The following is a 21,166-nucleotide window of genomic DNA, read 5'->3' as shown; positions in this document are numbered from 1 at the left end:
AAATGTTAGTACCTAAACGTGTTAAACACCGTCGTGAATTCCGTGGAAAAATGCGCGGTGAGGCTAAAGGTGGTAAAGAAGTATCATTCGGTGAATACGGTCTTCAAGCTACAACTAGCCACTGGATTACAAACCGTCAAATCGAAGCTGCTCGTATTGCCATGACTCGTTACATGAAACGTGGTGGTAAGGTTTGGATTAAGATCTTCCCACACAAATCATACACTGCTAAAGCTATCGGTGTACGTATGGGTTCTGGTAAAGGGGCACCTGAAGGTTGGGTAGCACCAGTTAAACGTGGTAAAGTAATGTTCGAAATCGCAGGTGTTTCTGAAGAAGTTGCACGTGAAGCGCTTCGTCTTGCTAGCCACAAATTGCCAGTTAAATGTAAATTCGTGAAACGTGAAGCAGAATAAGGAGAAGACATGAAACTTGAAGAAATCAAAAAGTTTGTTGCTGAGCTTCGTGGCTTGTCTCAAGAAGAGCTTGCTAAAAAAGAAAACGAACTTAAGAAAGAACTTTTCGACCTTCGTTTCCAAGCTGCAGCAGGTCAACTTGATCAAACTGCCCGTTTGAACGAAGTGAAAAAACAAATTGCACGTGTTAAAACTGTGCAATCTGAAATTAAATAATAGATTGGGAAAGGAGCAATTCTAATAATGGAACGTAATCAACGTAAAACCCTTGTTGGACGCGTAGTATCTGACAAGATGGATAAAACAATCACAGTTGTAGTTGAAACTAAACGTAACCACCCAGTCTATGGTAAACGTATCAACTATTCTAAAAAATACAAAGCACATGATGAAAACAACGTTGCTAAAGAAGGCGATATCGTTCGTATCATGGAAACTCGCCCACTTTCAGCTACAAAACGCTTCCGTCTTGTAGAAGTTGTGGAAGAAGCTGTTATTATCTAATAAAACTAAAAGGAGACAATTGAAATGATTCAACAAGAAAGTCGCTTAAAAGTTGCTGATAATAGCGGTGCTCGTGAAATCTTGACTATCAAAGTTCTTGGTGGTTCAGGACGTAAATTCGCTAACATCGGCGACGTTATCGTTGCAACTGTTAAACAAGCTACACCAGGTGGAGCTGTTAAAAAAGGTGATGTTGTTAAAGCTGTTATCGTTCGTACAAAAACTGGTGCTCGTCGTCCAGACGGTTCATACATCAAGTTTGATGACAACGCTGCAGTAATCATCCGCGATGACAAAACTCCTCGTGGAACTCGTATCTTTGGCCCTGTTGCACGTGAATTGCGTGAAGGTGGATACATGCGTATCGTATCTTTGGCGCCAGAAGTACTTTAATCTGAATTAACACAAACTTAGTCCCCTGAAATGTTCAGGGTGCCCATTAGGGCGTAAGAAATAATAGGAGAAATACTCAAATGTTTGTAAAAAAAGGCGATAAAGTTCGCGTTATTGCTGGTAAAGACAAAGGAACTGAAGCAGTAGTTCTTAAAGCTCTTCCAAAAGTAAACAAAGTTGTTGTTGAAGGTGTTGCAATCATCAAAAAACACCAAAAACCATCAGCTGAAAACCCTCAAGGTGCTATCGTGGAAAAAGAAGCACCAATCCACGCTTCAAACGTTCAAGTTCTTGACAAGAACGGTGTAGCTGGACGTGTAGGTTACAAAGTTGTTGACGGCAAAAAAGTTCGTTACAACAAAAAATCAGGCGAAGTGCTTGACTAATCACGAAGGAAAGGAGAAAGTATTAAATGGCTAACCGTCTTAAAGAAAAATACACTAACGAAGTAATTCCAGCTTTGACTGAAAAATTCAATTATTCTTCAGTTATGGCTGTGCCAAAAGTTGATAAAATCGTTATCAACATGGGTGTTGGTGAAGCTGTAAACAACGCTAAAACTCTTGAAAAAGCTGCTGCTGAGTTGGCACTTATTTCAGGTCAAAAACCATTGATTACTAAAGCTAAGAAATCAATCGCTGGCTTCCGTCTTCGTGAAGGTGTAGCGATCGGTGCTAAAGTTACCCTTCGTGGTGAACGCATGTACGAATTCTTGGATAAATTGGTATCAGTATCACTTCCACGTGTTCGTGACTTCCATGGTGTTCCAACTAAATCATTTGATGGACGTGGTAACTACACACTTGGTGTTAAAGAACAACTTATCTTCCCAGAAATCAACTTCGACGATGTTGATAAAGTACGTGGTATGGATATCGTTATCGTAACTACTGCTAACACTGACGAAGAAGGTCGTGAATTGCTTAAAGGCCTTGGAATGCCTTTTGCAAAATAATCTAGGAGGTAAATAAATTGGCTAAAAAATCAATGATTGCTAAGAACAAACGCCCTGCGAAGTTCTCTACGCAAGCTTACACTCGTTGCGAACGTTGTGGACGTCCACACTCAGTTTATCGCAAATTTAAACTTTGCCGTGTTTGCTTCCGTGAATTGGCTTACAAAGGTCAAATTCCAGGTGTTACCAAAGCTTCTTGGTAAAAAACATGGTACATTTAAGTTAGTTTCACCTAATTTGAATGTATTTAACACAATCTGAGCCTAGCTCAATCATTAACTAGCAAGTGAATTATTCAAACTACTAGTAAGAGGAGAAAATATAAAATGGTTATGACTGACCCAATTGCAGATTTCTTGACACGTATTCGTAACGCTAACCAAGCTAAACACGAAGTACTTGAAGTACCTGCATCAAACATTAAAAAAGGTATTGCTGAAATCCTTAAACGTGAAGGTTTCGTAAAAAACGTTGAAGTTATCGAAGATGACAAACAAGGTATCATCCGCGTATTCTTGAAATACGGACAAAACGGTGAACGTGTTATCACTAACTTGAAACGTATCTCAAAACCAGGTCTTCGTGTTTACTCTAAACGTGAAGATGTTCCTAAAGTTCTTAACGGACTTGGAATCGCGATCATCTCTACTTCAGAAGGTCTTTTGACTGACAAAGAAGCTCGTCAAAAGAACGTTGGTGGAGAAGTTATCGCTTACGTTTGGTAAGAAGCTGATACTAAGCACTTATCTCAAATGATTTGTGCGAGTTTCGTTGATTATATTCGATGAGACTCATCCCCGTGAAAACTAGTCACTTTGTGGCTTGATAATCTAACAGGAGAATTAAATACTATGTCACGTATTGGTAATAAAGTTATTACTTTGCCTGCTGGTGTTGAAGTAACAAACAACGATAACGTTGTTACTGTTAAAGGACCTAAAGGCGAACTCACTCGTGAGTTTAACAAAAACATTGAAATCAAAGTTGAAGGCAATGAAGTTACACTTCACCGTCCAAACGACTCAAAAGAAAACAAAACAATCCACGGTACTTCACGTGCAAACTTGAACAACATGGTTGTTGGTGTTTCTGAAGGTTTCAAAAAAGAACTTGAAATGCGCGGTGTCGGATATCGTGCGCAACTCCAAGGAACAAAACTTGTTCTTTCAGTTGGTAAATCTCACCAAGACGAAGTTGAAGCTCCAGAAGGTATTACTTTTGAAGTACCATCTGCAACTTCAATCGTTGTAAGTGGTATTAACAAAGAAGTTGTTGGTCAGACAGCAGCTTACATCCGTAGCCTTCGTTCACCAGAACCTTACAAAGGTAAAGGTATCCGTTACGTTGGTGAATACGTACGTCGTAAAGAAGGTAAAACTGGTAAATAATAGGATTCTATCCTTATGGCAATTCTTTGTGGATTGTCACTTTACCAAAAGCTCTCATGAGCTAGCATTATAATTAAGAGGTGAAAATTGTGATTTCGAAACCAGATAAAAACAAACTCCGCCAAAAACGCCACCGTCGCGTTCGCGGAAAACTCTCTGGAACTGCTGATCGCCCACGTTTGAACATTTTCCGTTCTAATACAGGCATCTACGCTCAAGTTATTGATGACGTAGCGGGTGTAACGCTCGCAAGTGCATCAACTCTTGATAAAGAAGTTTCTAAAGGAACTAAAACAGAACAAGCCGTTGTTGTCGGTAAACTTGTTGCTGAACGCGCAGTAGCTAAAGGTATTTCTGAAGTGGTGTTTGACCGCGGTGGATATCTCTATCACGGACGTGTTAAAGCTTTGGCTGACTCAGCTCGTGAAAACGGATTGAAATTCTAATAGGGAGGACACTTAATAATGGCATTTAAAGATAATGCAGTAGAACTTGAAGAACGCGTAGTTGCTATCAACCGTGTTACTAAAGTTGTAAAAGGTGGACGCAACATGCGTTTTGCTGCTCTTGTTGTTGTTGGTGACCGTAATGGTCGCGTAGGATTTGGTACTGGTAAATCTCAAGAGGTTCCAGAAGCTATCCGTAAAGCAGTTGAAGCAGCTAAGAAAAACCTTATCGAAGTTCCTATGGTTGGTACAACTATTCCTCACGAAGTTCGTTCAGAATTTGGTGGAGCGAAAGTATTGTTGAAACCAGCTGTTGAAGGGGCTGGGGTTGCCGCTGGTGGTGCAGTTCGTGCCGTCATCGAATTGGCTGGTGTTGCTGATGTAACATCTAAATCACTTGGTTCAAACACTCCAATCAACATCGTTCGTGCGACTGTTGAAGGATTGAAACAACTTAAACGTGCTGAAGAAGTTGCGGCTCTTCGTGGCATCTCAGTATCTGACTTGGCATAAGAAAGGAGATAACAATGGCTCAAATTAAAATTACTTTGACTAAGTCTCCAATCGGACGCAAACCAGAACAACGTAAAACAGTTGTTGCTCTTGGACTTGGTAAATTGAATAGCTCAGTTGTTAAAGAAGACAACGCTGCTATCCGTGGTATGGTCAACGCAGTATCTCACTTGGTAACTGTAGAAGACGTTAAATAAAAATTGATTTAAGTCGTGAGGGTTACCTTGCGACTTAAACTGAATTTCATGTATAGGCGAGTTTCTAATCAAGCTACCTTACTTGGTTAGAGGCGCTAGCATTTTACAAAAAGAGGAGAAAATAATAATGAAACTTCATGAATTGAAACCTGCTGAAGGTTCTCGTAAAGTCCGCAACCGTGTAGGTCGTGGTACTTCATCTGGTAACGGTAAAACTTCAGGCCGTGGTCAAAAAGGTCAAAAAGCTCGTAGCGGTGGTGGCGTACGTCCAGGATTTGAAGGTGGACAAACTCCATTGTTCCGTCGTCTTCCAAAACGCGGATTCACTAACATCAACGCTAAAGAATACGCACTTGTAAACCTTGATCAATTGAACGTCTTTGAAGATGGTACAGAAGTAACTCCAGCAGTTCTTAAAGAAGCTGGAATTGTTCGTGCTGAAAAATCAGGCGTTAAAGTTCTTGGTAACGGCGAATTGACTAAGAAATTGACTGTTAAAGCAGCTAAATTCTCAAAATCTGCTGAAGCAGCTATCACTGCTAAAGGTGGTTCAATCGAAGTCATCTAATGAGGGGTAACTCATTATGTTCTTTAAACTATTAAAAGACGCATTGAAAGTCAAAAACGTTCGTAATAAGATTTTATTTACAATCTTCATTATTTTCGTTTTTCGTGTAGGGACTCATGTAACAGTTCCTGGTATCAATGCGGAAAGTTTGAAACAATTAAGTGATTTACCTTTCTTGAACATGCTTAACTTGGTGTCTGGTAATGCCATGAATAACTTCTCAATCTTCTCGATGGGGGTTAGTCCTTACATTACAGCATCAATCATCGTCCAACTTTTACAGATGGATATCTATCCGAAATTTGTGGAGTGGGGCAAACAAGGGGAAGTTGGTCGTCGTAAATTGAACCAAGCGACTCGCTATATTACTCTTGTTTTAGCCTTTGTTCAATCGATTGGTATTACAGCAAGTTTTAATACTCTCTCATCAATTTCATTGGTTAAAACACCAAATGTTTCAACCTACCTATTGATTGGGACAATTCTAACTGCTGGTAGCATAATTGTGACATGGCTTGGTGAACAAATCACAGATAAAGGTTTTGGTAATGGTGTGTCAATGATTATCTTTTCAGGGATCATTGCTTCTATTCCAAAAATGTTCTCAACGATTTACGAGGATTTCTTTGTCAATGTTCGTTCAGGAGAATTGACTCGTTCATATATCATAGTTGCTTTGTTAATTGTGGTAGGTTTGGCGATTGTCTTCTTTACGACATTTGTTCAACAGGCAGAATATCAAATTCCAATTCAATATACTAAATTGGTTCAGGGGGCTCCAACGAGTTCTTACCTTCCATTGAAAGTAAATCCAGCTGGTGTTATTCCCGTTATCTTTGCTAGCTCGATTACAACAATTCCTAGTACTATTCTTCCATTCTTCTCGAAGGTTACATGGTTATCACACTTACAAGGACTACTCTCGTATAATACACCTAGTGGAATGATTACTTATGCGATATTGATTATCTTATTCTCATTCTTCTACACATTTGTCCAAGTAAATCCTGAAAAAACTGCTGAAAATCTTCAAAAGAATGGGTCTTACATTCCTAGTGTTCGTCCAGGTCGTGAGACTGAAAAGTACATGTCTTCATTGCTTAAGAGATTGGCAACAATCGGGGCTGTATTTCTCGCGTTTATTTCATTGGCTCCAATTGCGGCTCAACAGTTTATGCACCTTACAAGCTCAATCGCGCTTGGTGGTACATCTCTCTTGATCTTGATTTCAACTGGTATCGAAGGTATGAAACAACTCGAAGGTTACCTATTGAAACGTCAGTACGTTGGATTTATGAATCTTGAAGACTAAGTCTTCTCATGAACAATTGAGAGGGAAAGAAAGGTTACTTTCTGTCCCTTCTCTTTTGTTTTTTGATAACTCTACCAATGTGTTAAAACCTTGATAGAGTTATTTGAAAACAAAAATAAGGAGTTCGTAAGATGAATCTTTTAATTATGGGTCTACCAGGTGCTGGTAAAGGGACTCAAGCTGCAAAAATTGTTGAAGAATTTGGTGTAGCTCACATCTCAACTGGTGATATGTTCCGTGCTGCTATGGCTAACCAAACAGAAATGGGTGTATTGGCCAAATCATTCATCGATAAAGGTGAATTGGTACCAGATGAAGTAACAAACGGAATCGTTAAAGAGCGTTTGGCTCAAGACGACATTAAGGAAAAAGGATTCCTTTTGGATGGTTTTCCTCGCACAATCGAACAAGCTCATGCCTTGGATCAAATCTTGGTTGATCTTGGTTTGGAGCTTGAGGGAGTAATCAATATCGAAGTGGATCCATCTTGCCTTCTTGAACGCTTGAGTGGTCGTATTATTCACCGCGAAACAGGTGAAACTTACCATAAAGTATTTAACCCACCAGCTGACTACAAGGAAGAAGACTATTACCAACGTGAAGATGACAAACCAGAAACAGTGAAACGCCGCTTGGATGTGAATATTGCTCAAGGTGAGCCAATTATTGCACATTACCGTGAGCTTGGTCTTGTATCAGATATTCAAGGTAACCAAGATATCGACGATGTATTCGCTGATGTTAAAAAAGCGATTGCAGCAATTAAATAATTATATAATCTTACTTGCGTATCAGACTTAAGCATGTTATAATATTTTAGTCTGACTTATAATTGTTACCTCTGTGCTCAGAGGAAATCAAATCGAAATTTTAGGGGGTACTTTTGCGTGGCAAAAGAAGACGTGATTGAAATTGAAGGTAAAGTTGTAGAAACTATGCCTAATGCTATGTTTACTGTTGAATTGGAAAATGGACACCAAATTTTGGCGACAGTTTCTGGTAAAATCCGTAAAAACTACATTCGTATTTTGGTCGGTGACCGTGTGACTGTTGAAATGAGTCCTTATGATTTGACACGTGGACGCATCACATACCGCTTTAAATAATCGAAATAATTGGAGGGATTGAAACATGAAGGTAAGACCATCGGTTAAACCAATTTGCGAATACTGTAAAGTTATTCGTCGTAACGGTCGTGTTATGGTAATTTGTCCAACAAATCCAAAACACAAACAACGTCAAGGATAATATAGAAAGGAGAAATCATGGCTCGTATTGCTGGAGTTGACATTCCAAACGATAAACGTGTAGTAATTTCACTTACTTACGTATACGGTATCGGACTTGCAACATCTAAGAAAATCTTGGCTGCTGCAGGCGTTTCTGAAGACATCCGCGTTAAAGATTTGACAAATGATCAAGAAGACGCTATCCGTCGCGAAGTGGATGCAATCAAAGTTGAAGGTGACCTTCGTCGTGAAGTTAACCTTAACATCAAACGTTTGATGGAAATCGGTTCATACCGTGGTATCCGTCACCGTCGTGGACTTCCTGTCCGTGGACAAAACACTAAAAACAATGCCCGCACTCGTAAAGGTAAAGCTGTTGCGATTGCAGGTAAGAAAAAATAATTAAAATAAAATAGGAGGTAAAAACATTGGCTAAACCAACACGTAAACGTCGTGTGAAAAAGAATATCGAATCTGGTATTGCTCACATTCACGCTACTTTCAATAACACTATTGTTATGATTACAGATGTGCATGGTAACGCTGTAGCATGGTCATCAGCTGGTGCTCTTGGTTTCAAAGGTTCTCGTAAATCTACACCATTTGCTGCACAAATGGCTTCAGAAGCTGCTGCTAAATCTGCACAAGAACATGGTCTTAAAACAGTTGAAGTAACTGTTAAAGGTCCTGGTTCAGGTCGTGAGTCTGCTATCCGTGCTCTTGCTGCTGCAGGTCTTGAAGTAACAGCAATCCGTGATGTAACACCTGTACCACATAATGGTTGTCGTCCTCCAAAACGTCGTCGTGTGTAATCTTTAATAACAATAGTACACAAGGTTCGTTTCGAGGGAGTATAATAAATGATTGAGTTTGAAAAACCAATAATAACAAAAATTGATGAAAATAAAGATTACGGCAAATTTGTCATCGAACCACTAGAACGTGGTTATGGTACAACTTTGGGTAACTCTCTTCGTCGTGTACTTTTGTCATCACTTCCAGGTGCTGCCGTAACATCAATTAAGATTGATGGAGTACTCCACGAATTTGATACCGTACCAGGCGTCCGTGAAGACGTGATGCAAATCATCCTTAATATTAAAGGACTTGCTGTAAAATCTTACGTCGAAGACGAAAAGACAATTGAACTTGATGTCCAAGGTCCAGCTGAAGTTACTGCTGGAGACATCTTGACTGATAGCGACATTGAAATTGTTAACCCTGATCATTATCTTTTCACTATCGCTGACGGCGCTTCTTTGAAAGCGACTATGACAGTAGCTACAAACCGTGGTTATGTTCCAGCAGATGAAAACAAGAAAGATGATGCACCAGTGGGAACATTGGCTGTAGATTCAATCTACACACCAGTGAAAAAAGTCAATTATCAAGTTGAACCTGCCCGTGTAGGTAGCAATGATGGTTTTGATAAATTGACAATCGAAATCATGACAAACGGAACAATCATCCCTGAAGATGCCCTCGGTCTCTCGGCTCGCGTTTTGATTGAACACTTGAACTTGTTTACTGACCTTACTGATGTTGCTAAAGCTACTGATGTAATGAAAGAAACTGAAAAAGTGAACGATGAAAAGGTGCTTGACCGTACCATCGAAGAACTTGATTTGTCTGTACGCTCATATAACTGTTTGAAACGTGCCGGTATTAATACCGTTCATGATTTGACAGAAAAAACTGAGCCTGAAATGATGAAAGTCCGTAACCTAGGTCGTAAATCTCTTGAAGAAGTCAAAGTTAAGTTGGCTGATCTTGGACTTGGACTCAAAAACGATAAATAATAATATAGGAGGATAACATGGCTTACCGTAAACTTGGACGCACAAGCTCACAACGTAAAGCGGTTCTTCGTGATTTGACTACAGATCTCATCATTAACGAAGCAATCGTTACAACTGAAGCACGTGCTAAAGAAATCCGTAAAACAGTTGAAAAAATGATCACTCTTGGTAAACGTGGTGATTTGCACGCACGTCGTCAAGCAGCTGCATTTGTACGTAACGAAATTGCATCTGAAAGCTATGATGAAGCAACTGATAAATATACATCAACAACTGCTCTTCAAAAACTTTTCTCAGAAATCGCACCTCGTTATGCTGAACGTAACGGTGGATACACTCGTATCCTTAAAACAGAACCACGTCGTGGCGATGCTGCCCCAATGGCAATCATCGAACTTGTTTAATTTTTATCAATTTTGTTGAGTGTTATGATGATGGAATAGCTTAGCTTTTCTTAGTCTAGCTCTGGTCTACCGCTGGGCATACGCCTAGCGGGAACACTCATCATAAAAATGGGAATAAATAAGCATGTAACGCTTGTTTACGAAAGGTAATACGGTTATTTTTCGTAAGCAGGCGTTTTTTTGTCTATAAATCGTCTGAATATTTTGATATAATGGAATAAGCTTATTTTAAAAAGGGGGACATTATTTTGACAACAGCCAAGGGACTGCTTAAGCAAAGGTACTATGAGCCAATTAAGGAGCAACCCGAATTATTTGTGGGGATTGAGTTGGAATACCCAGTTGTTAATTTGAGTGGTAATGCTACAGATGTCTCTCTTACAAAACAGTTACTAGTCCATCTCTTGGATAATTTTGATTTTCAAGCTGATAAGTATGATTCTGATAATAATCCTATTCAACTTATCGATAAAGCTTCTGGAGACATGATTCTTTTTGAAGTTTCGTACAATACGATCGAGTTTGCTTTTGCAAAGGCTGAGAGAATTTCTGAGGTTGAGGAACGTCTGGATACTTACCTCAGTATAATCCAACCCTATCTTCAGAATCATAATCATGAGTTGCAAGGTTGGGGAGTGAATCCAAACTGGGCAAAAAATGACAACAGACCTGTTAAATCTCCTCGTTATGAAATGCTTATGGATTTTCTCGAGCTATCTAAAGCAAAGAACGATCCTTTCTTTCATGATTATCCAGAATATGCTTCTTTCATCTGTGGGAGTCAGGTACAATTAGATGTTTCAAAAACGTCCTATTTAAGAGTCTTAAATGCTTTTAACCAAATAGAGGGACCCAAGGCAGTATTATTGGCAAACTCTGAGTTTTGGGGTTCTGATTGGGATTTAGCGCTTTCCCGTGATGTTTTCTGGGAGAATTCCATGCATGGTGTGTTTGAGGAAAATGCAGGAGTATTTCCTAAGGTATTTAAGAATGAAGATGACTATTTTTCTTACTTGTCTGAGACAGCCATTTTTACAGCTAAGCGTGGTGACGAAACTTACTATTTTGAACCAATACGCGCTAAAGACTATCTGAGTACGCCATCTATCAAAGTACACTCTATTCGTGGCGAAGTAGTCACTATTGAACCAAGTGAGGAAGATTTTAAGACTCACCGTTCTTATCAATTCCAAGATTTAACGACACGAGGGACTATTGAGTTTCGTAGTGTATGTACCCAACCTTTCTCATCAACCTTTGCGCCAGCAGCCTTTCACCTTGGTCTTTTAGTCAATTTGGTAAATCTAGAAAATATTTTGAATGACTCACCTTTTTTTGAAGCATTTGACTATGATTACCCTAGAATTCGTCGTTTATTTTCGAAAAAAGATATTTCTGCTACAGACCTCAAAATGATTTTACCATTGACTGAATCGTTATTGTCTTGTGCTGAGGATGGCTTAAAATCGCGTGGTTTTGGAGAAGAAGTTTACTTAGCTCCCCTTAGAGAGAAATTAGATAGGCTGAATAAGAGTTTAGATTAACCTTTGACAAGAGATATGAAAGATAGTTTTTGCTAAAAAATTTAAAAAAAGTCAAAAAAGTATTGACGTCAGCAAACAATAAATGGTATTATATAATAGTTGTTTCGAAAGAGACAAGAGAAAGTTATTAAAAAACTTTCAAAAAAGTATTGACACGAGTTATCAATCTTGATATAATAACTAATGTTGTTAGCGGAAATGGCGGAATTGGCAGACGCGCAGGACTAAGGATCCTGTGACCGCTTTAGGTCGTGAGGGTTCAAGTCCCTCTTTCCGCAGAGTAACCAGTCACATGACTGGTTTTTTTGTATTAAAAAATCAAAACGCTTACAAATTGTAGAAAAGCTAGTTTTTTGAGTTCAATTGTGATAGAATAAACTTGTAAACGGGTTCAAACCCAAAAAAATATAGGAGGCCTTTATAATGGCAATCGTTTCAGCAGAAAAATTTGTCCAAGCAGCTCGTGATAATGGTTACGCAGTTGGTGGATTTAACACAAACAACCTTGAGTGGACTCAAGCTATCTTGCGTGCAGCAGAAGCTAAACAAGCTCCAGTACTTATCCAAACTTCTATGGGTGCAGCTAAGTACATGGGTGGTTACAAATTGTGTAAAGTCCTTATCGAAGAATTGGTTGAATCAATGGGTATCACTGTACCAGTTGCTATTCACCTTGACCACGGTCACTACAATGACGCTTTGGAATGTATCCGTGTAGGTTACACTTCAGTTATGTTTGACGGTTCACACCTTCCAGTTGAAGAAAACCTTGAAAAAGCAGCTAAAGTTGTTGAATTTGCACACGCTAACGGTGTATCAGTTGAAGCTGAAGTTGGTACAATCGGTGGTGAAGAAGATGGTATCATCGGTGATGGTGAATTGGCACCAATCGAAGATGCTAAAGCTATGGTTGCAACTGGTATCGACTTCCTTGCAGCAGGTATCGGTAACATCCACGGTCCTTACCCAGAAAACTGGAGCGGACTTCACCTTGACCACTTGCAAAAATTGACAGAAGCTGTTCCTAACTTCCCAATCGTATTGCATGGTGGATCAGGTATTCCTGATGATCAAATCCAAGAAGCTATCAAACTTGGTGTTGCTAAAGTTAACGTTAACACTGAATGTCAAATCGCATTTGCTAACGCAACACGTAAATTTGTTGCTGAATACGAAGCAAATGAAGCAGAATACGACAAGAAGAAACTCTTCGACCCACGTAAATTCTTGAAACCAGGTTTCGAAGCTATTACAGAAGCTGTTGAAGAACGTATCGACGTATTCGGTTCAGCAAACAAAGCTTAATTAGACTATATAAGCTTGAAAATAAAAGGTTTGTCCAATATGGACAAGCCTTTTTCTTATGTTTTGCCACAGATTTGCCACACTTTCTAAATTTCAGTTCGTTTTGATTATAGATGTAGTGCAAACAAAGCGCAATTAGGCTATTAAAACAAGGTCCTTTCGGGGTCTTGTTTTTTTGTACCCAAATAAATAGTTAGTATCTGCGAATCAATCTGTGATTGAGAGGAAACAAATTTTAAAGATTGGATATCACTTAGGTCGATAGATTCTATTTCCTAACTTTTTAAGATATGCTATAATATGAATATGTTTGATAATTATATTGTACCTGTATTTTTTGGTGGTGGAGCTCTTGCTCTGCTAGGTTTAGTATTATTTGGTTGGGCCTTGCCTTCATTTTTGAAGGGTAAGTGGTCTTATTTGATTTCTTTGCTAGGTTTAGGTTTGGTTGCTTTTGCCTATTTTGATGCGGCGATTGTTATCACTTATAAAATCTGGCTTGGATTGCTAGGTGTCATCATGATTGGTTGGGGACTTCCTTTTAACAATCGCAAGGGACGCCGTGCGATGACTATTTTCTGGGCTGTCATGGCAATCGTTGTAGGTATTGCTGCTATTGCATTCACTATTGCTTATGGTGTCATTAACCGCCACTAACATGAAACTGTAAAACATGCTATAATAATGGCATGTTTTATTTTATGACCCTATCATTTATTATCATGCCTGCCTTGGGCTGCTTCTTAATAGGCTTGGCTTTTGCTAAATCAGATCGTTGGGAGTTTTCTTGGATATTATCCTTAATAGGTTTGGTGGCCTTTATTTCTTCTTTTTGGCATATAGCACGTGTAGATTTATGGTTTATGCTAAGTTATAGTGTTGGTCCTTTTTTGATGGGATTTGGTTTCTCCTGGGACCTAAGTAAGAAACGCCGTGGGCAGTTATTATTATTAGGGGTATTTTTCCTTATCTTTTTTGTGATTCTGTACTATCTTATTGTGCGAATCCTGAATACAGCTGTTGTCTAAAGGAGGGCTGTTGTGATGTTGCTAGATTTAGAAGAGAAGACACGTGTGCTTGTAGAAGATATTGTTGAACGTTCCGCTATTGGGCGAGGAGCTATCTTTGTCTTGGGATTGTCTTCCAGTGAGGTCGCTGGTGGGATAATCGGAAAAGCCTCTAGCCGTGAAATTGGCCAACGAATTGTGAAAACGATTCTTGAAGTTTTGGAACCTAAAGGAATTTACTTGGCTGTTCAAGGCTGCGAACATCTGAATCGTGCTTTGGTTGTTGAGCGTGAGCTCGCCATGGCTAAAGATTTGGAAATTGTTAATGTTCTTCCGACCTTGCATGCTGGGGGAAGTGGTCAGCTGGCTGCTTTCGACTATATGAAGGATCCTGTTGAGGTGGAGGAAATTGTCGCTCAGGCTGGTATCGATATTGGGGATACCTCTATTGGTATGCATGTGAAGAGGGTCCAAGTTCCTCTTCGCCCGATTACTCCAGAATTAGGTGGTGCTCATGTGACTGCTTTGGCGAGTCGTCCTAAGTTAATTGGTGGAGCTCGTGCTGAGTATCTAGCAGATCCTATCCGTAAAAACTAAAAAGTATCGGACATTCTTGTCCGATACTTTTTCTGTTAGCAGAGCCCTTTCTTTCAATGACGACGCTTTGCATAATCGACAAATTTGAATTTTTCAAGTTTGTGGCGACTTTCCGTAAATTGGAACTGTTTTCCATTAGTTAAATAAACTTTAGAACGGATACAAACAACGTGCTGGTCTTTACCTAGGTCGATAAGAATCTTATCTTGATCGGTAGCATTATCAATAGTGATTTCTTTAAAGGCGTGGGAAATGCTAAGGTTGAGCTGATTCTCGATGTAGTCGTAAATAGAGTGTTCAGCAATGCTACGGTTTAGTTGAGGAACAAGGCTAGTATCTAGGTAATCAATATCTATAACAGAGGCGCAGCTATCGACGACTCTTTGACGAACAACACGCCAGACCTGTCGGCTATTAGAAAACCCAGTTCTTTCTGAGAGTTTGGAATCAACGATGATTTTATCCAGAGAAATAACGTTGGTTTGCGAATTAAGGCCTTGTTGTACTATTAGCTCCTGGTAACTAGTAAGGTCAGACACAGGAAAGTTGATTTGTTCCTGGTTAATAACCTGGGAGCCAGAGCCATGAATCTTTTTGACCAAGCCTTCTTCAACGAGTAAGGTTAATGCTTTTCGTATAGTGTCTCGACTAACCTGGTAAGATTGAACCAGTTCTTGCTCGGTCGGGAGAAAGTCTCCCACTTGATATTTTTGATCATGGATAGCTTTTTCTAAATCCTTATAAATAATCTGATATTTTTTCATCGTTCTCCTCATTTGTAGGTAAAAAAACATACAACTAATGTTTTTTTCAAAAAATATGTTAAAAAAATTCCGGAACACTTGCAGACAAATTTGTAATCGTTTACGATTAGTTTATCAAGTTAATCAGATATTGTCAAAAAAGAAAAGGAGATTCAAATGGGTAAATTTGAACAAGAAGCTAAAGATCTGCTTGTTGCAATCGGTGGTAAAGAAAATGTGACTGCTGTTACTCACTGTGCGACGCGTATGCGTTTCGTTCTTGGTGATGACAAGAAGGCAGATGTGAAAACAATCGAAGCCATTCCTGCTGTTAAGGGGACTTTCACCAATGCAGGTCAATTCCAAGTTATCATTGGTAATGATGTGCCAATCTTTTATAACGATTTCACAGCTGTATCAGGGATTGAAGGTGTTTCTAAAGAGGCTGCTAAATCAGCTGCCAAGAGCAACCAAAATCCAGTTCAGCGTGTTATGACAACCTTAGCGGAGATCTTTACACCTATTATTCCAGCCCTAATCGTTGGGGGATTGATTCTTGGTTTCCGTAATGTTCTTGAGGGTGTGCATTGGTCAATGCTTGACGGTAAGACAATTACCGAGGTTTCGCAGTTTTGGTCAGGTGTGAATCATTTCTTATGGCTACCTGGTGAAGCTATTTTCCAATTCTTGCCTGTAGGTATTACTTGGTCTGTTTCTCGTAAAATGGGAACTAGCCAAATTCTTGGAATTGTTTTGGGGATCTGTCTGGTGTCACCACAATTGCTTAACGCTTATTCAGTAGCATCGACACCAGCGTCTGAAATTGCTAAGAATTGGGTTTGGGATTTTGGATTCTTTACTGTTAATCGTATAGGTTATCAAGCGCAAGTTATTCCTGCCCTTCTTGCTGGTTTATCACTTTCTTACCTTGAAATTTTCTGGCGTAAACATGTACCAGAAGTAGTATCAATGATTTTTGTACCGTTCTTGTCATTGATTCCAGCCCTTATTTTGGCTCATACTGTTTTAGGTCCTATTGGTTGGACTATTGGCCAAGCCCTCTCAACAGTGGTTCTTGCTGGTTTGACAGGTCCTGTAAAATGGCTTTTCGGTGCTGTTTTTGGTGCACTTTATGCGCCGTTCGTTATTACTGGTCTTCACCACATGACCAATGCTATCGATACTCAGTTAATTGCAGATGCTGGTGGAACAGCTCTTTGGCCTATGATTGCTCTATCAAATATTGCTCAAGGTTCAGCTGTTTTTGCTTACTATATTATGCATCGTCATGATGAACGTGAGGCTCAAATTTCACTTCCAGCTACTATTTCGGCTTATCTTGGTGTTACAGAACCAGCCCTCTTCGGGGTTAACGTCAAATATATTTACCCATTTGTTGCGGGTATGATTGGTTCATCTATCGCAGGTCTTCTATCAGTAACCTTTAACGTTACAGCGGCCTCTATCGGTATTGGTGGTTTGCCTGGTATCCTATCAATTCAACCTAAATATATGATTCCATTTGCAGCAATCATGCTTGTTGCTATCATTGTACCTATGGTCCTAACTTTCTTCTTCCGCAAGGCGGGTCTCTTTACTAAGACAGAAGATGACATAGAACTTAAGGAAGAATTTGCAGCTCAAGAAGAGGCTGAATTTGCATCACATACTGCAACTCCAACAGTTCTTGCTGAATCAGCAGAGGTTGTTAGCCCACTTGCTGGTCAAGTTAAACCACTTAGCCAAGCAACAGACCCAGTTTTCTCATCAGGTGTCATGGGACAGGGGGTAGTCATCGAACCAAGTCAAGGCGAATTGGTTTCACCAGTAAATGGTACAGTGACAGTACTCTTCCCAACTAAGCACGCCGTAGGCATCGTTTCTGAAGAAGGTATTGAAATGCTAATGCACATTGGTATGGATACTGTTAGCCTTGACGGAAAAGGTTTTGTGGCTCATGTTGAACAAGGTGATAAAGTTGTTGTTGGTCAACAATTGATTAGTTTTGATATGGATGTTATTAAAAAGGCTGGTTTGGTCACTGAGACTCCAGTTATCATTACAAATCAAGATGATTTCCAAGCAGATGTTGAAGGGGATCTTCCACGTGATATCAAACGTGGTGATGCTCTCATGATTGCTCATCGAACAAAATAAGTTAAGGGGTGGAGGCGTTATGGTTCCACCTCTACATATAAAGGACAAAAGAGGAAAAATCACATGGCATTAGATAAAACAAAGGTTGTATACCAAATTTATCCAAAATCATATAAGGACACTACAGGAAATGGAATCGGTGATTTCAGAGGCATCATTGAAAAAATTCCTTATCTATCAGAGTTAGGCGTGGATATGGTTTGGCTCAATCCTTTCTATCCGAGCCCACAACGTGACAATGGTTACGATATTTCAGACTATACAGCCGTTAACCCTGTCTTTGGAGACATGACTGATTTTGAAGAACTGGTCCGTGTCGGAAAAGAGCACAAGATTGATTTCATGCTAGATATGGTGCTCAACCATTGCTCAACGGAGCATGAGTGGTTCCAAAAAGCTTTGGCTGGAGACCAGTATTATCAAGATTTCTTCTTTATTCAGGACCAACCAACCGATTGGTTGTCTAAATTTGGTGGTTCTGCCTGGGCTCCTTTTGGAGATACAGGGAAATACTATCTTCACCTCTTTGATGAAACACAGGCGGACCTTAATTGGTGCAATCCCAATGTCCGCAAGGAGTTGTTCAAGGTGGTCAACTTCTGGCGTGACAAGGGAGTCAAAGGCTTCCGTTTCGATGTGATCAATTTGATTGGGAAAGATGAAGTCTTAGTGGATTGCCCTGAAAATGAAGGGAAACCAGCTTATACGGATAAACCAATTGTCCATGACTATCTTCGTATGATGAATGAAGCGACCTTTGGTTCTGATGATAGCTTTATGACAGTTGGAGAGATGTCATCGACAACAATTGACAACTGTGTTCTTTATTCAGCACCGGAGCGTCACGAGTTGTCTATGGCCTTTAACTTCCATCATCTTAAAGTAGATTATGAAGATGGTCAAAAATGGACCATTACTCTCTTTGATTTTGAAGAGCTCAAACGTCTTTACCATACATGGGGCAAGGAAATGAGTGAACGAGGTGGTTGGAGTGCCCTTTTCTGGAATAACCATGACCAACCTCGTGCCTTGAATCGCTTTGTGGATATCAAGAACTTCCGTAATGAAGGAGCGACCATGCTAGCAGCTAGTATTCACCTATCACGTGGAACACCTTATATCTACATGGGCGAAGAAATCGGGATGATTGATCCAGATTATGATTCTATGGCAGATTACGTGGATGTGGAATCCATCAATGCCTACCAGATGCTTTTGGATCAAGGTAAGTCTCCTGAGGAAGCCTTTAAGATTATCCAAGCTAAGTCACGAGATAATTCGCGTACGCCAATGCAATGGGATGCTTCTGAGAATGCAGGTTTTTCAACAGGCACTCCATGGTTGAAAGTCGGTAAATCTTATAAAGACATCAACGTTGAAAATGAAATCGATGGACCAATCTTTAAATTCTATAAAGAATTGATTCGCTTACGCAAAGAAATGCCTATCATTTCAGAAGGAAGCTATCAGCCAGCATTTGAGGATAGTCAACAAGTCTACGCCTTTGAACGCTACTTAGACGATCAAAAACTCTTGGTACTCAATAATTTCTATGGAAGTGAAGCTGAAGTGGAGATTCCAGAAGAATACCAAGCAGGGCGCGTGCTCTTGTCAAACTATGATGATGCAGAGCTTGCTGAAAAGGTAAGTCTTAAGCCTTATCAAACCCTAGCAATCTTAGTAAAATAAGCCAAACTTTCCTCAGTAAATGCTTTTGCTGGGGAATTTTGTTATAATGAAAGCACTTTTAATGTTGATGGAGGAAGTGTAATGACACGCTTACAAGATGATTTTTATGAATACGTCAATGGGAAATGGGCTAAGACAGCAGTCATTCCAGATGATAAACCTTCGACTGGTGGTTTTATGGACTTGGATCGAGATATCGAAAACTTGATGTTGGATATTACCGGAAAATGGCAACGGGGAGAAGAATTACCCGAAGATAGCATTCTGCAAAACTTTGTCAAATACCACAAGATGGTAGCTGATTTTGATGCACGAGAAGCAGCTGGTGTGGCTCCAGCCATGCCCTTGATCAATGAAATCAAGGCTCTGTCTTCTTTTGAAGACTATACCAGCAAGTTGGGCACCTATGAACTAGCTGGCAAACCCAATCTCTTGCCATTTAGCGTGTCGCCAGACTTTAAGAATGCCCAAATGAATGTCTTGTGGGGAGAAGCACCGGCTCTCATCTTGCCAGATACGACCTATTATGAAGAAGGCAACGAAAAAGGTCCAGAATTACTGGCTATCTGGCGCCAAATGATGGAAAAACTCTTATCTAAATTTGATTTCTCAGAGGAAGAAATCAAAGATATTCTGGATAAAGTGATTGCAGCAGATGCAGAATTGGCTAAGTATGTCTTGTCAAATGAAGAAAGATCCGAGTACAACAAACTTTACCATCCATATGAGTGGGAAGATTTCAAGACCTTGGTTCCAGAATTGCCACTCGAGACCTTCTTTACAGAAGTAATTGGACAAACACCAGATAAAATCATCGTGCCGGAAGAGCGTTTCTGGAAGGAATTTGCGCCAAAACACTACTCAGCAGCCAACTGGGAGACCCTTCATGCTGCATTGAAACTCGGCGCAGCTCTTTCTTGGACTCTATTTTTAACGGAAGAAATCCGTGTTTTGGCTGGTGAATATAGTCGTACGATTGCAGGTATTCCAGAACCTCGTCCAAAAGAAAAAGCAGCCTTATCAATAGCAGAAGTACCCTATAGCCAGGCACTTGGACTCTGGTATGCAGGTGAAAAATTCTCACCAGAAGCAAAAGCAGACGTAGAGCATAAAGTTGCAACTATGATTGAGGTTTACAAGGATCGTCTGGAAAAAGCAGATTGGCTCGCTCCTGAAACCCGCGAAAAAGCCATTGTCAAGCTCAATGTCATCACACCACACATCGGTTACCCTGAAAAATTACCAGAAACTTACGCCAAGAAGATCATCGACGAAAGCAAGACCTTGGTGGAAAATGCTCAAAAATTATATCAAATTTCCATTGCTCATAGCTGGAGCAAGTGGAACCAACCAGTCGATCGGAGCGAATGGCATATGCCGGCTAATATGGTCAATGCCTACTATGATCCGCAACAAAACCAAATCGTCTTCCCAGCAGCGATCCTACAGGCACCTTTCTATGACCTTCATCAATCTTCCTCAGCTAACTACGGTGGAATTGGAGCGGTCATTGCTCATGAAATTTCCCACGCCTTTGATACCAATGGTGCTTCCTTTGATGAGAATGGTAGCTTGAAAGACTGGTGGAAGCCAGAAGATTACGAAGCCTTTACCGCTCGTACCCAAAAAGTTATCGATCAGTTTGAAGGCCAAGATTCTTATGGTGCTAAGATTAATGGGAAATTGACTGTTTCTGAAAACGTAGCGGACCTTGGAGGCATCGCTGCAGCCCTTGAAGCCGCTAAGAAAGAAGCAGACTTCTCAGCAGAAGAATTCTTCACCAACTTTGCTCGCATCTGGCGCATGAAAGCTCGGACAGAATATATGCAACTTCTTGCAAGTGTTGATGTCCACGCACCAGGAAAACTCCGTACCAATGTTCAACTACCAAACTTCGACGAATTCCACAAGGAATTTGACGTTAAAGAGGGCGACGGCATGTGGCGTGCCCCAGAAGATCGCGTGATTATTTGGTAATAATGATGAAATCTGTCCAAAAA

Annotated in this window: 30 protein-coding genes and 1 tRNA gene; 30 read left to right on the top strand and 1 reads right to left on the bottom strand. The window is 40.1% G+C overall.

Annotated elements, in window-relative coordinates:
* Positions 1-2 precede the first annotated feature (2 nt).
* The 27 genes from rplP to AX662_RS03160 all read left to right on the top strand — a co-directional run bounded on the left by rplP (position 3) and on the right by AX662_RS03160 (position 14,577).
* Entirely contained in the window at positions 3-416 is a 414-nt protein-coding gene (gene rplP, locus AX662_RS03280; RefSeq protein WP_000960950.1) for a 50S ribosomal protein L16, read from the top strand.
* Between the two features lie 9 nt (positions 417-425).
* Positions 426-632, top strand: a complete 207-nt coding sequence (gene rpmC, locus AX662_RS03275; protein ID WP_002885754.1) for a 50S ribosomal protein L29 — start codon at positions 426-428, stop codon at positions 630-632.
* Between the two features lie 27 nt (positions 633-659).
* Complete coding sequence (rpsQ, locus tag AX662_RS03270; protein ID WP_002885836.1) at positions 660-920, top strand: 30S ribosomal protein S17; 261 nt, start codon at positions 660-662, stop codon at positions 918-920.
* Between the two features lie 24 nt (positions 921-944).
* Positions 945-1,313, top strand: coding sequence for a 50S ribosomal protein L14 (rplN, locus tag AX662_RS03265; RefSeq protein WP_002885711.1), 369 nt, complete (start codon positions 945-947; stop codon positions 1,311-1,313).
* A gap of 80 nt (positions 1,314-1,393) precedes the next feature.
* Positions 1,394-1,699: a 50S ribosomal protein L24 gene (gene rplX / locus AX662_RS03260; RefSeq protein ID WP_002885874.1), complete on the top strand. Its 306-nt coding sequence runs from the start codon at positions 1,394-1,396 to the stop codon at positions 1,697-1,699.
* Positions 1,700-1,725: 26 nt separating this feature from the next.
* Entirely contained in the window at positions 1,726-2,268 is a 543-nt protein-coding gene (gene rplE, locus AX662_RS03255; RefSeq protein WP_002887058.1) for a 50S ribosomal protein L5, read from the top strand.
* Between the two features lie 17 nt (positions 2,269-2,285).
* Positions 2,286-2,471 carry a type Z 30S ribosomal protein S14 gene (locus AX662_RS03250; RefSeq protein ID WP_001085699.1) on the top strand — a complete coding sequence of 62 codons (186 nt, stop codon included), beginning with the start codon at positions 2,286-2,288 and terminating at the stop codon, positions 2,469-2,471.
* Positions 2,472-2,594: 123 nt separating this feature from the next.
* Complete coding sequence (gene rpsH, locus AX662_RS03245) at positions 2,595-2,993, top strand: 30S ribosomal protein S8 (protein ID WP_002885642.1); 399 nt, start codon at positions 2,595-2,597, stop codon at positions 2,991-2,993.
* 126 nt (positions 2,994-3,119) lie between these two features.
* Positions 3,120-3,656: a 50S ribosomal protein L6 gene (rplF, locus tag AX662_RS03240; protein WP_002887056.1), complete on the top strand. Its 537-nt coding sequence runs from the start codon at positions 3,120-3,122 to the stop codon at positions 3,654-3,656.
* A gap of 89 nt (positions 3,657-3,745) precedes the next feature.
* Positions 3,746-4,102 carry a 50S ribosomal protein L18 gene (gene rplR / locus AX662_RS03235; protein WP_002885810.1) on the top strand — a complete coding sequence of 119 codons (357 nt, stop codon included), beginning with the start codon at positions 3,746-3,748 and terminating at the stop codon, positions 4,100-4,102.
* An 18-nt stretch (positions 4,103-4,120) separates the two neighbouring features.
* The gene (gene rpsE / locus AX662_RS03230) at positions 4,121-4,615 is read left to right on the top strand and encodes a 30S ribosomal protein S5 (protein WP_002885626.1); all 495 of its coding nucleotides are present in this window, start codon (positions 4,121-4,123) and stop codon (positions 4,613-4,615) included.
* Positions 4,616-4,629: 14 nt separating this feature from the next.
* Positions 4,630-4,812, top strand: a complete 183-nt coding sequence (rpmD, locus tag AX662_RS03225) for a 50S ribosomal protein L30 (RefSeq protein ID WP_002885773.1) — start codon at positions 4,630-4,632, stop codon at positions 4,810-4,812.
* A 127-nt stretch (positions 4,813-4,939) separates the two neighbouring features.
* Positions 4,940-5,380 carry a 50S ribosomal protein L15 gene (rplO, locus tag AX662_RS03220; RefSeq protein WP_002885849.1) on the top strand — a complete coding sequence of 147 codons (441 nt, stop codon included), beginning with the start codon at positions 4,940-4,942 and terminating at the stop codon, positions 5,378-5,380.
* Positions 5,381-5,396: 16 nt separating this feature from the next.
* Positions 5,397-6,692 (top strand): preprotein translocase subunit SecY, encoded by a 1,296-nt coding sequence (secY, locus tag AX662_RS03215; RefSeq protein ID WP_002892081.1) that lies wholly within the window; start codon positions 5,397-5,399, stop codon positions 6,690-6,692.
* Between the two features lie 131 nt (positions 6,693-6,823).
* Positions 6,824-7,462: an adenylate kinase gene (locus AX662_RS03210; RefSeq protein WP_002887048.1), complete on the top strand. Its 639-nt coding sequence runs from the start codon at positions 6,824-6,826 to the stop codon at positions 7,460-7,462.
* A 117-nt stretch (positions 7,463-7,579) separates the two neighbouring features.
* Positions 7,580-7,798 (top strand): translation initiation factor IF-1, encoded by a 219-nt coding sequence (gene infA, locus AX662_RS03205; protein ID WP_001040189.1) that lies wholly within the window; start codon positions 7,580-7,582, stop codon positions 7,796-7,798.
* A gap of 25 nt (positions 7,799-7,823) precedes the next feature.
* Positions 7,824-7,940, top strand: coding sequence for a 50S ribosomal protein L36 (rpmJ, locus tag AX662_RS10295; protein WP_000868345.1), 117 nt, complete (start codon positions 7,824-7,826; stop codon positions 7,938-7,940).
* Between the two features lie 17 nt (positions 7,941-7,957).
* Positions 7,958-8,323: a 30S ribosomal protein S13 gene (gene rpsM / locus AX662_RS03200; RefSeq protein WP_002885820.1), complete on the top strand. Its 366-nt coding sequence runs from the start codon at positions 7,958-7,960 to the stop codon at positions 8,321-8,323.
* A gap of 26 nt (positions 8,324-8,349) precedes the next feature.
* The gene (gene rpsK / locus AX662_RS03195) at positions 8,350-8,733 is read left to right on the top strand and encodes a 30S ribosomal protein S11 (protein ID WP_002885718.1); all 384 of its coding nucleotides are present in this window, start codon (positions 8,350-8,352) and stop codon (positions 8,731-8,733) included.
* Between the two features lie 48 nt (positions 8,734-8,781).
* Complete coding sequence (locus AX662_RS03190; protein ID WP_002885793.1) at positions 8,782-9,720, top strand: DNA-directed RNA polymerase subunit alpha; 939 nt, start codon at positions 8,782-8,784, stop codon at positions 9,718-9,720.
* Between the two features lie 17 nt (positions 9,721-9,737).
* Positions 9,738-10,124, top strand: a complete 387-nt coding sequence (rplQ, locus tag AX662_RS03185) for a 50S ribosomal protein L17 (RefSeq protein WP_002885709.1) — start codon at positions 9,738-9,740, stop codon at positions 10,122-10,124.
* Positions 10,125-10,372: 248 nt separating this feature from the next.
* On the top strand, positions 10,373-11,668 hold the full coding sequence (locus AX662_RS03180) for a hypothetical protein (protein ID WP_060971608.1): 1,296 nt from the start codon (positions 10,373-10,375) through the stop codon (positions 11,666-11,668).
* Positions 11,669-11,860: 192 nt separating this feature from the next.
* Positions 11,861-11,946 (top strand) — tRNA-Leu (locus AX662_RS03175).
* Positions 11,947-12,091: 145 nt separating this feature from the next.
* On the top strand, positions 12,092-12,973 hold the full coding sequence (locus AX662_RS03170) for a class II fructose-bisphosphate aldolase (protein ID WP_002885816.1): 882 nt from the start codon (positions 12,092-12,094) through the stop codon (positions 12,971-12,973).
* 300 nt (positions 12,974-13,273) lie between these two features.
* Positions 13,274-13,630: a hypothetical protein gene (locus AX662_RS03165; RefSeq protein WP_002892073.1), complete on the top strand. Its 357-nt coding sequence runs from the start codon at positions 13,274-13,276 to the stop codon at positions 13,628-13,630.
* Between the two features lie 32 nt (positions 13,631-13,662).
* Complete coding sequence (locus AX662_RS10290; RefSeq protein WP_073689700.1) at positions 13,663-14,001, top strand: hypothetical protein; 339 nt, start codon at positions 13,663-13,665, stop codon at positions 13,999-14,001.
* Positions 14,002-14,016: 15 nt separating this feature from the next.
* Entirely contained in the window at positions 14,017-14,577 is a 561-nt protein-coding gene (locus AX662_RS03160) for a TIGR01440 family protein (RefSeq protein ID WP_014632528.1), read from the top strand.
* Between the two features lie 53 nt (positions 14,578-14,630).
* Here the strand turns inward: AX662_RS03160 and treR are convergent, their stop codons facing one another.
* On the bottom strand, positions 14,631-15,341 hold the full coding sequence (treR, locus tag AX662_RS03155) for a trehalose operon repressor (RefSeq protein ID WP_060971607.1): 711 nt from the start codon (positions 15,339-15,341) through the stop codon (positions 14,631-14,633).
* A 156-nt stretch (positions 15,342-15,497) separates the two neighbouring features.
* Here treR and treP point away from each other — a divergent pair, with 156 nt between their 5' ends.
* The 3 genes from treP to AX662_RS03140 all read left to right on the top strand — a co-directional run bounded on the left by treP (position 15,498) and on the right by AX662_RS03140 (position 21,143).
* Positions 15,498-17,477 carry a PTS system trehalose-specific EIIBC component gene (treP, locus tag AX662_RS03150; RefSeq protein WP_060971606.1) on the top strand — a complete coding sequence of 660 codons (1,980 nt, stop codon included), beginning with the start codon at positions 15,498-15,500 and terminating at the stop codon, positions 17,475-17,477.
* Between the two features lie 63 nt (positions 17,478-17,540).
* The gene (gene treC / locus AX662_RS03145; RefSeq protein ID WP_060971605.1) at positions 17,541-19,166 is read left to right on the top strand and encodes an alpha,alpha-phosphotrehalase; all 1,626 of its coding nucleotides are present in this window, start codon (positions 17,541-17,543) and stop codon (positions 19,164-19,166) included.
* 81 nt (positions 19,167-19,247) lie between these two features.
* On the top strand, positions 19,248-21,143 hold the full coding sequence (locus tag AX662_RS03140) for a M13 family metallopeptidase (protein WP_060971604.1): 1,896 nt from the start codon (positions 19,248-19,250) through the stop codon (positions 21,141-21,143).
* The last annotated feature ends 23 nt before the right edge of the window (positions 21,144-21,166 follow it).

The organism is Streptococcus sp. CCH5-D3 (genome assembly GCF_001556435.1).
GTDB lineage: Bacteria > Bacillota > Bacilli > Lactobacillales > Streptococcaceae > Streptococcus.
This window is presented reverse-complemented; position numbering and strand designations above follow the sequence as displayed.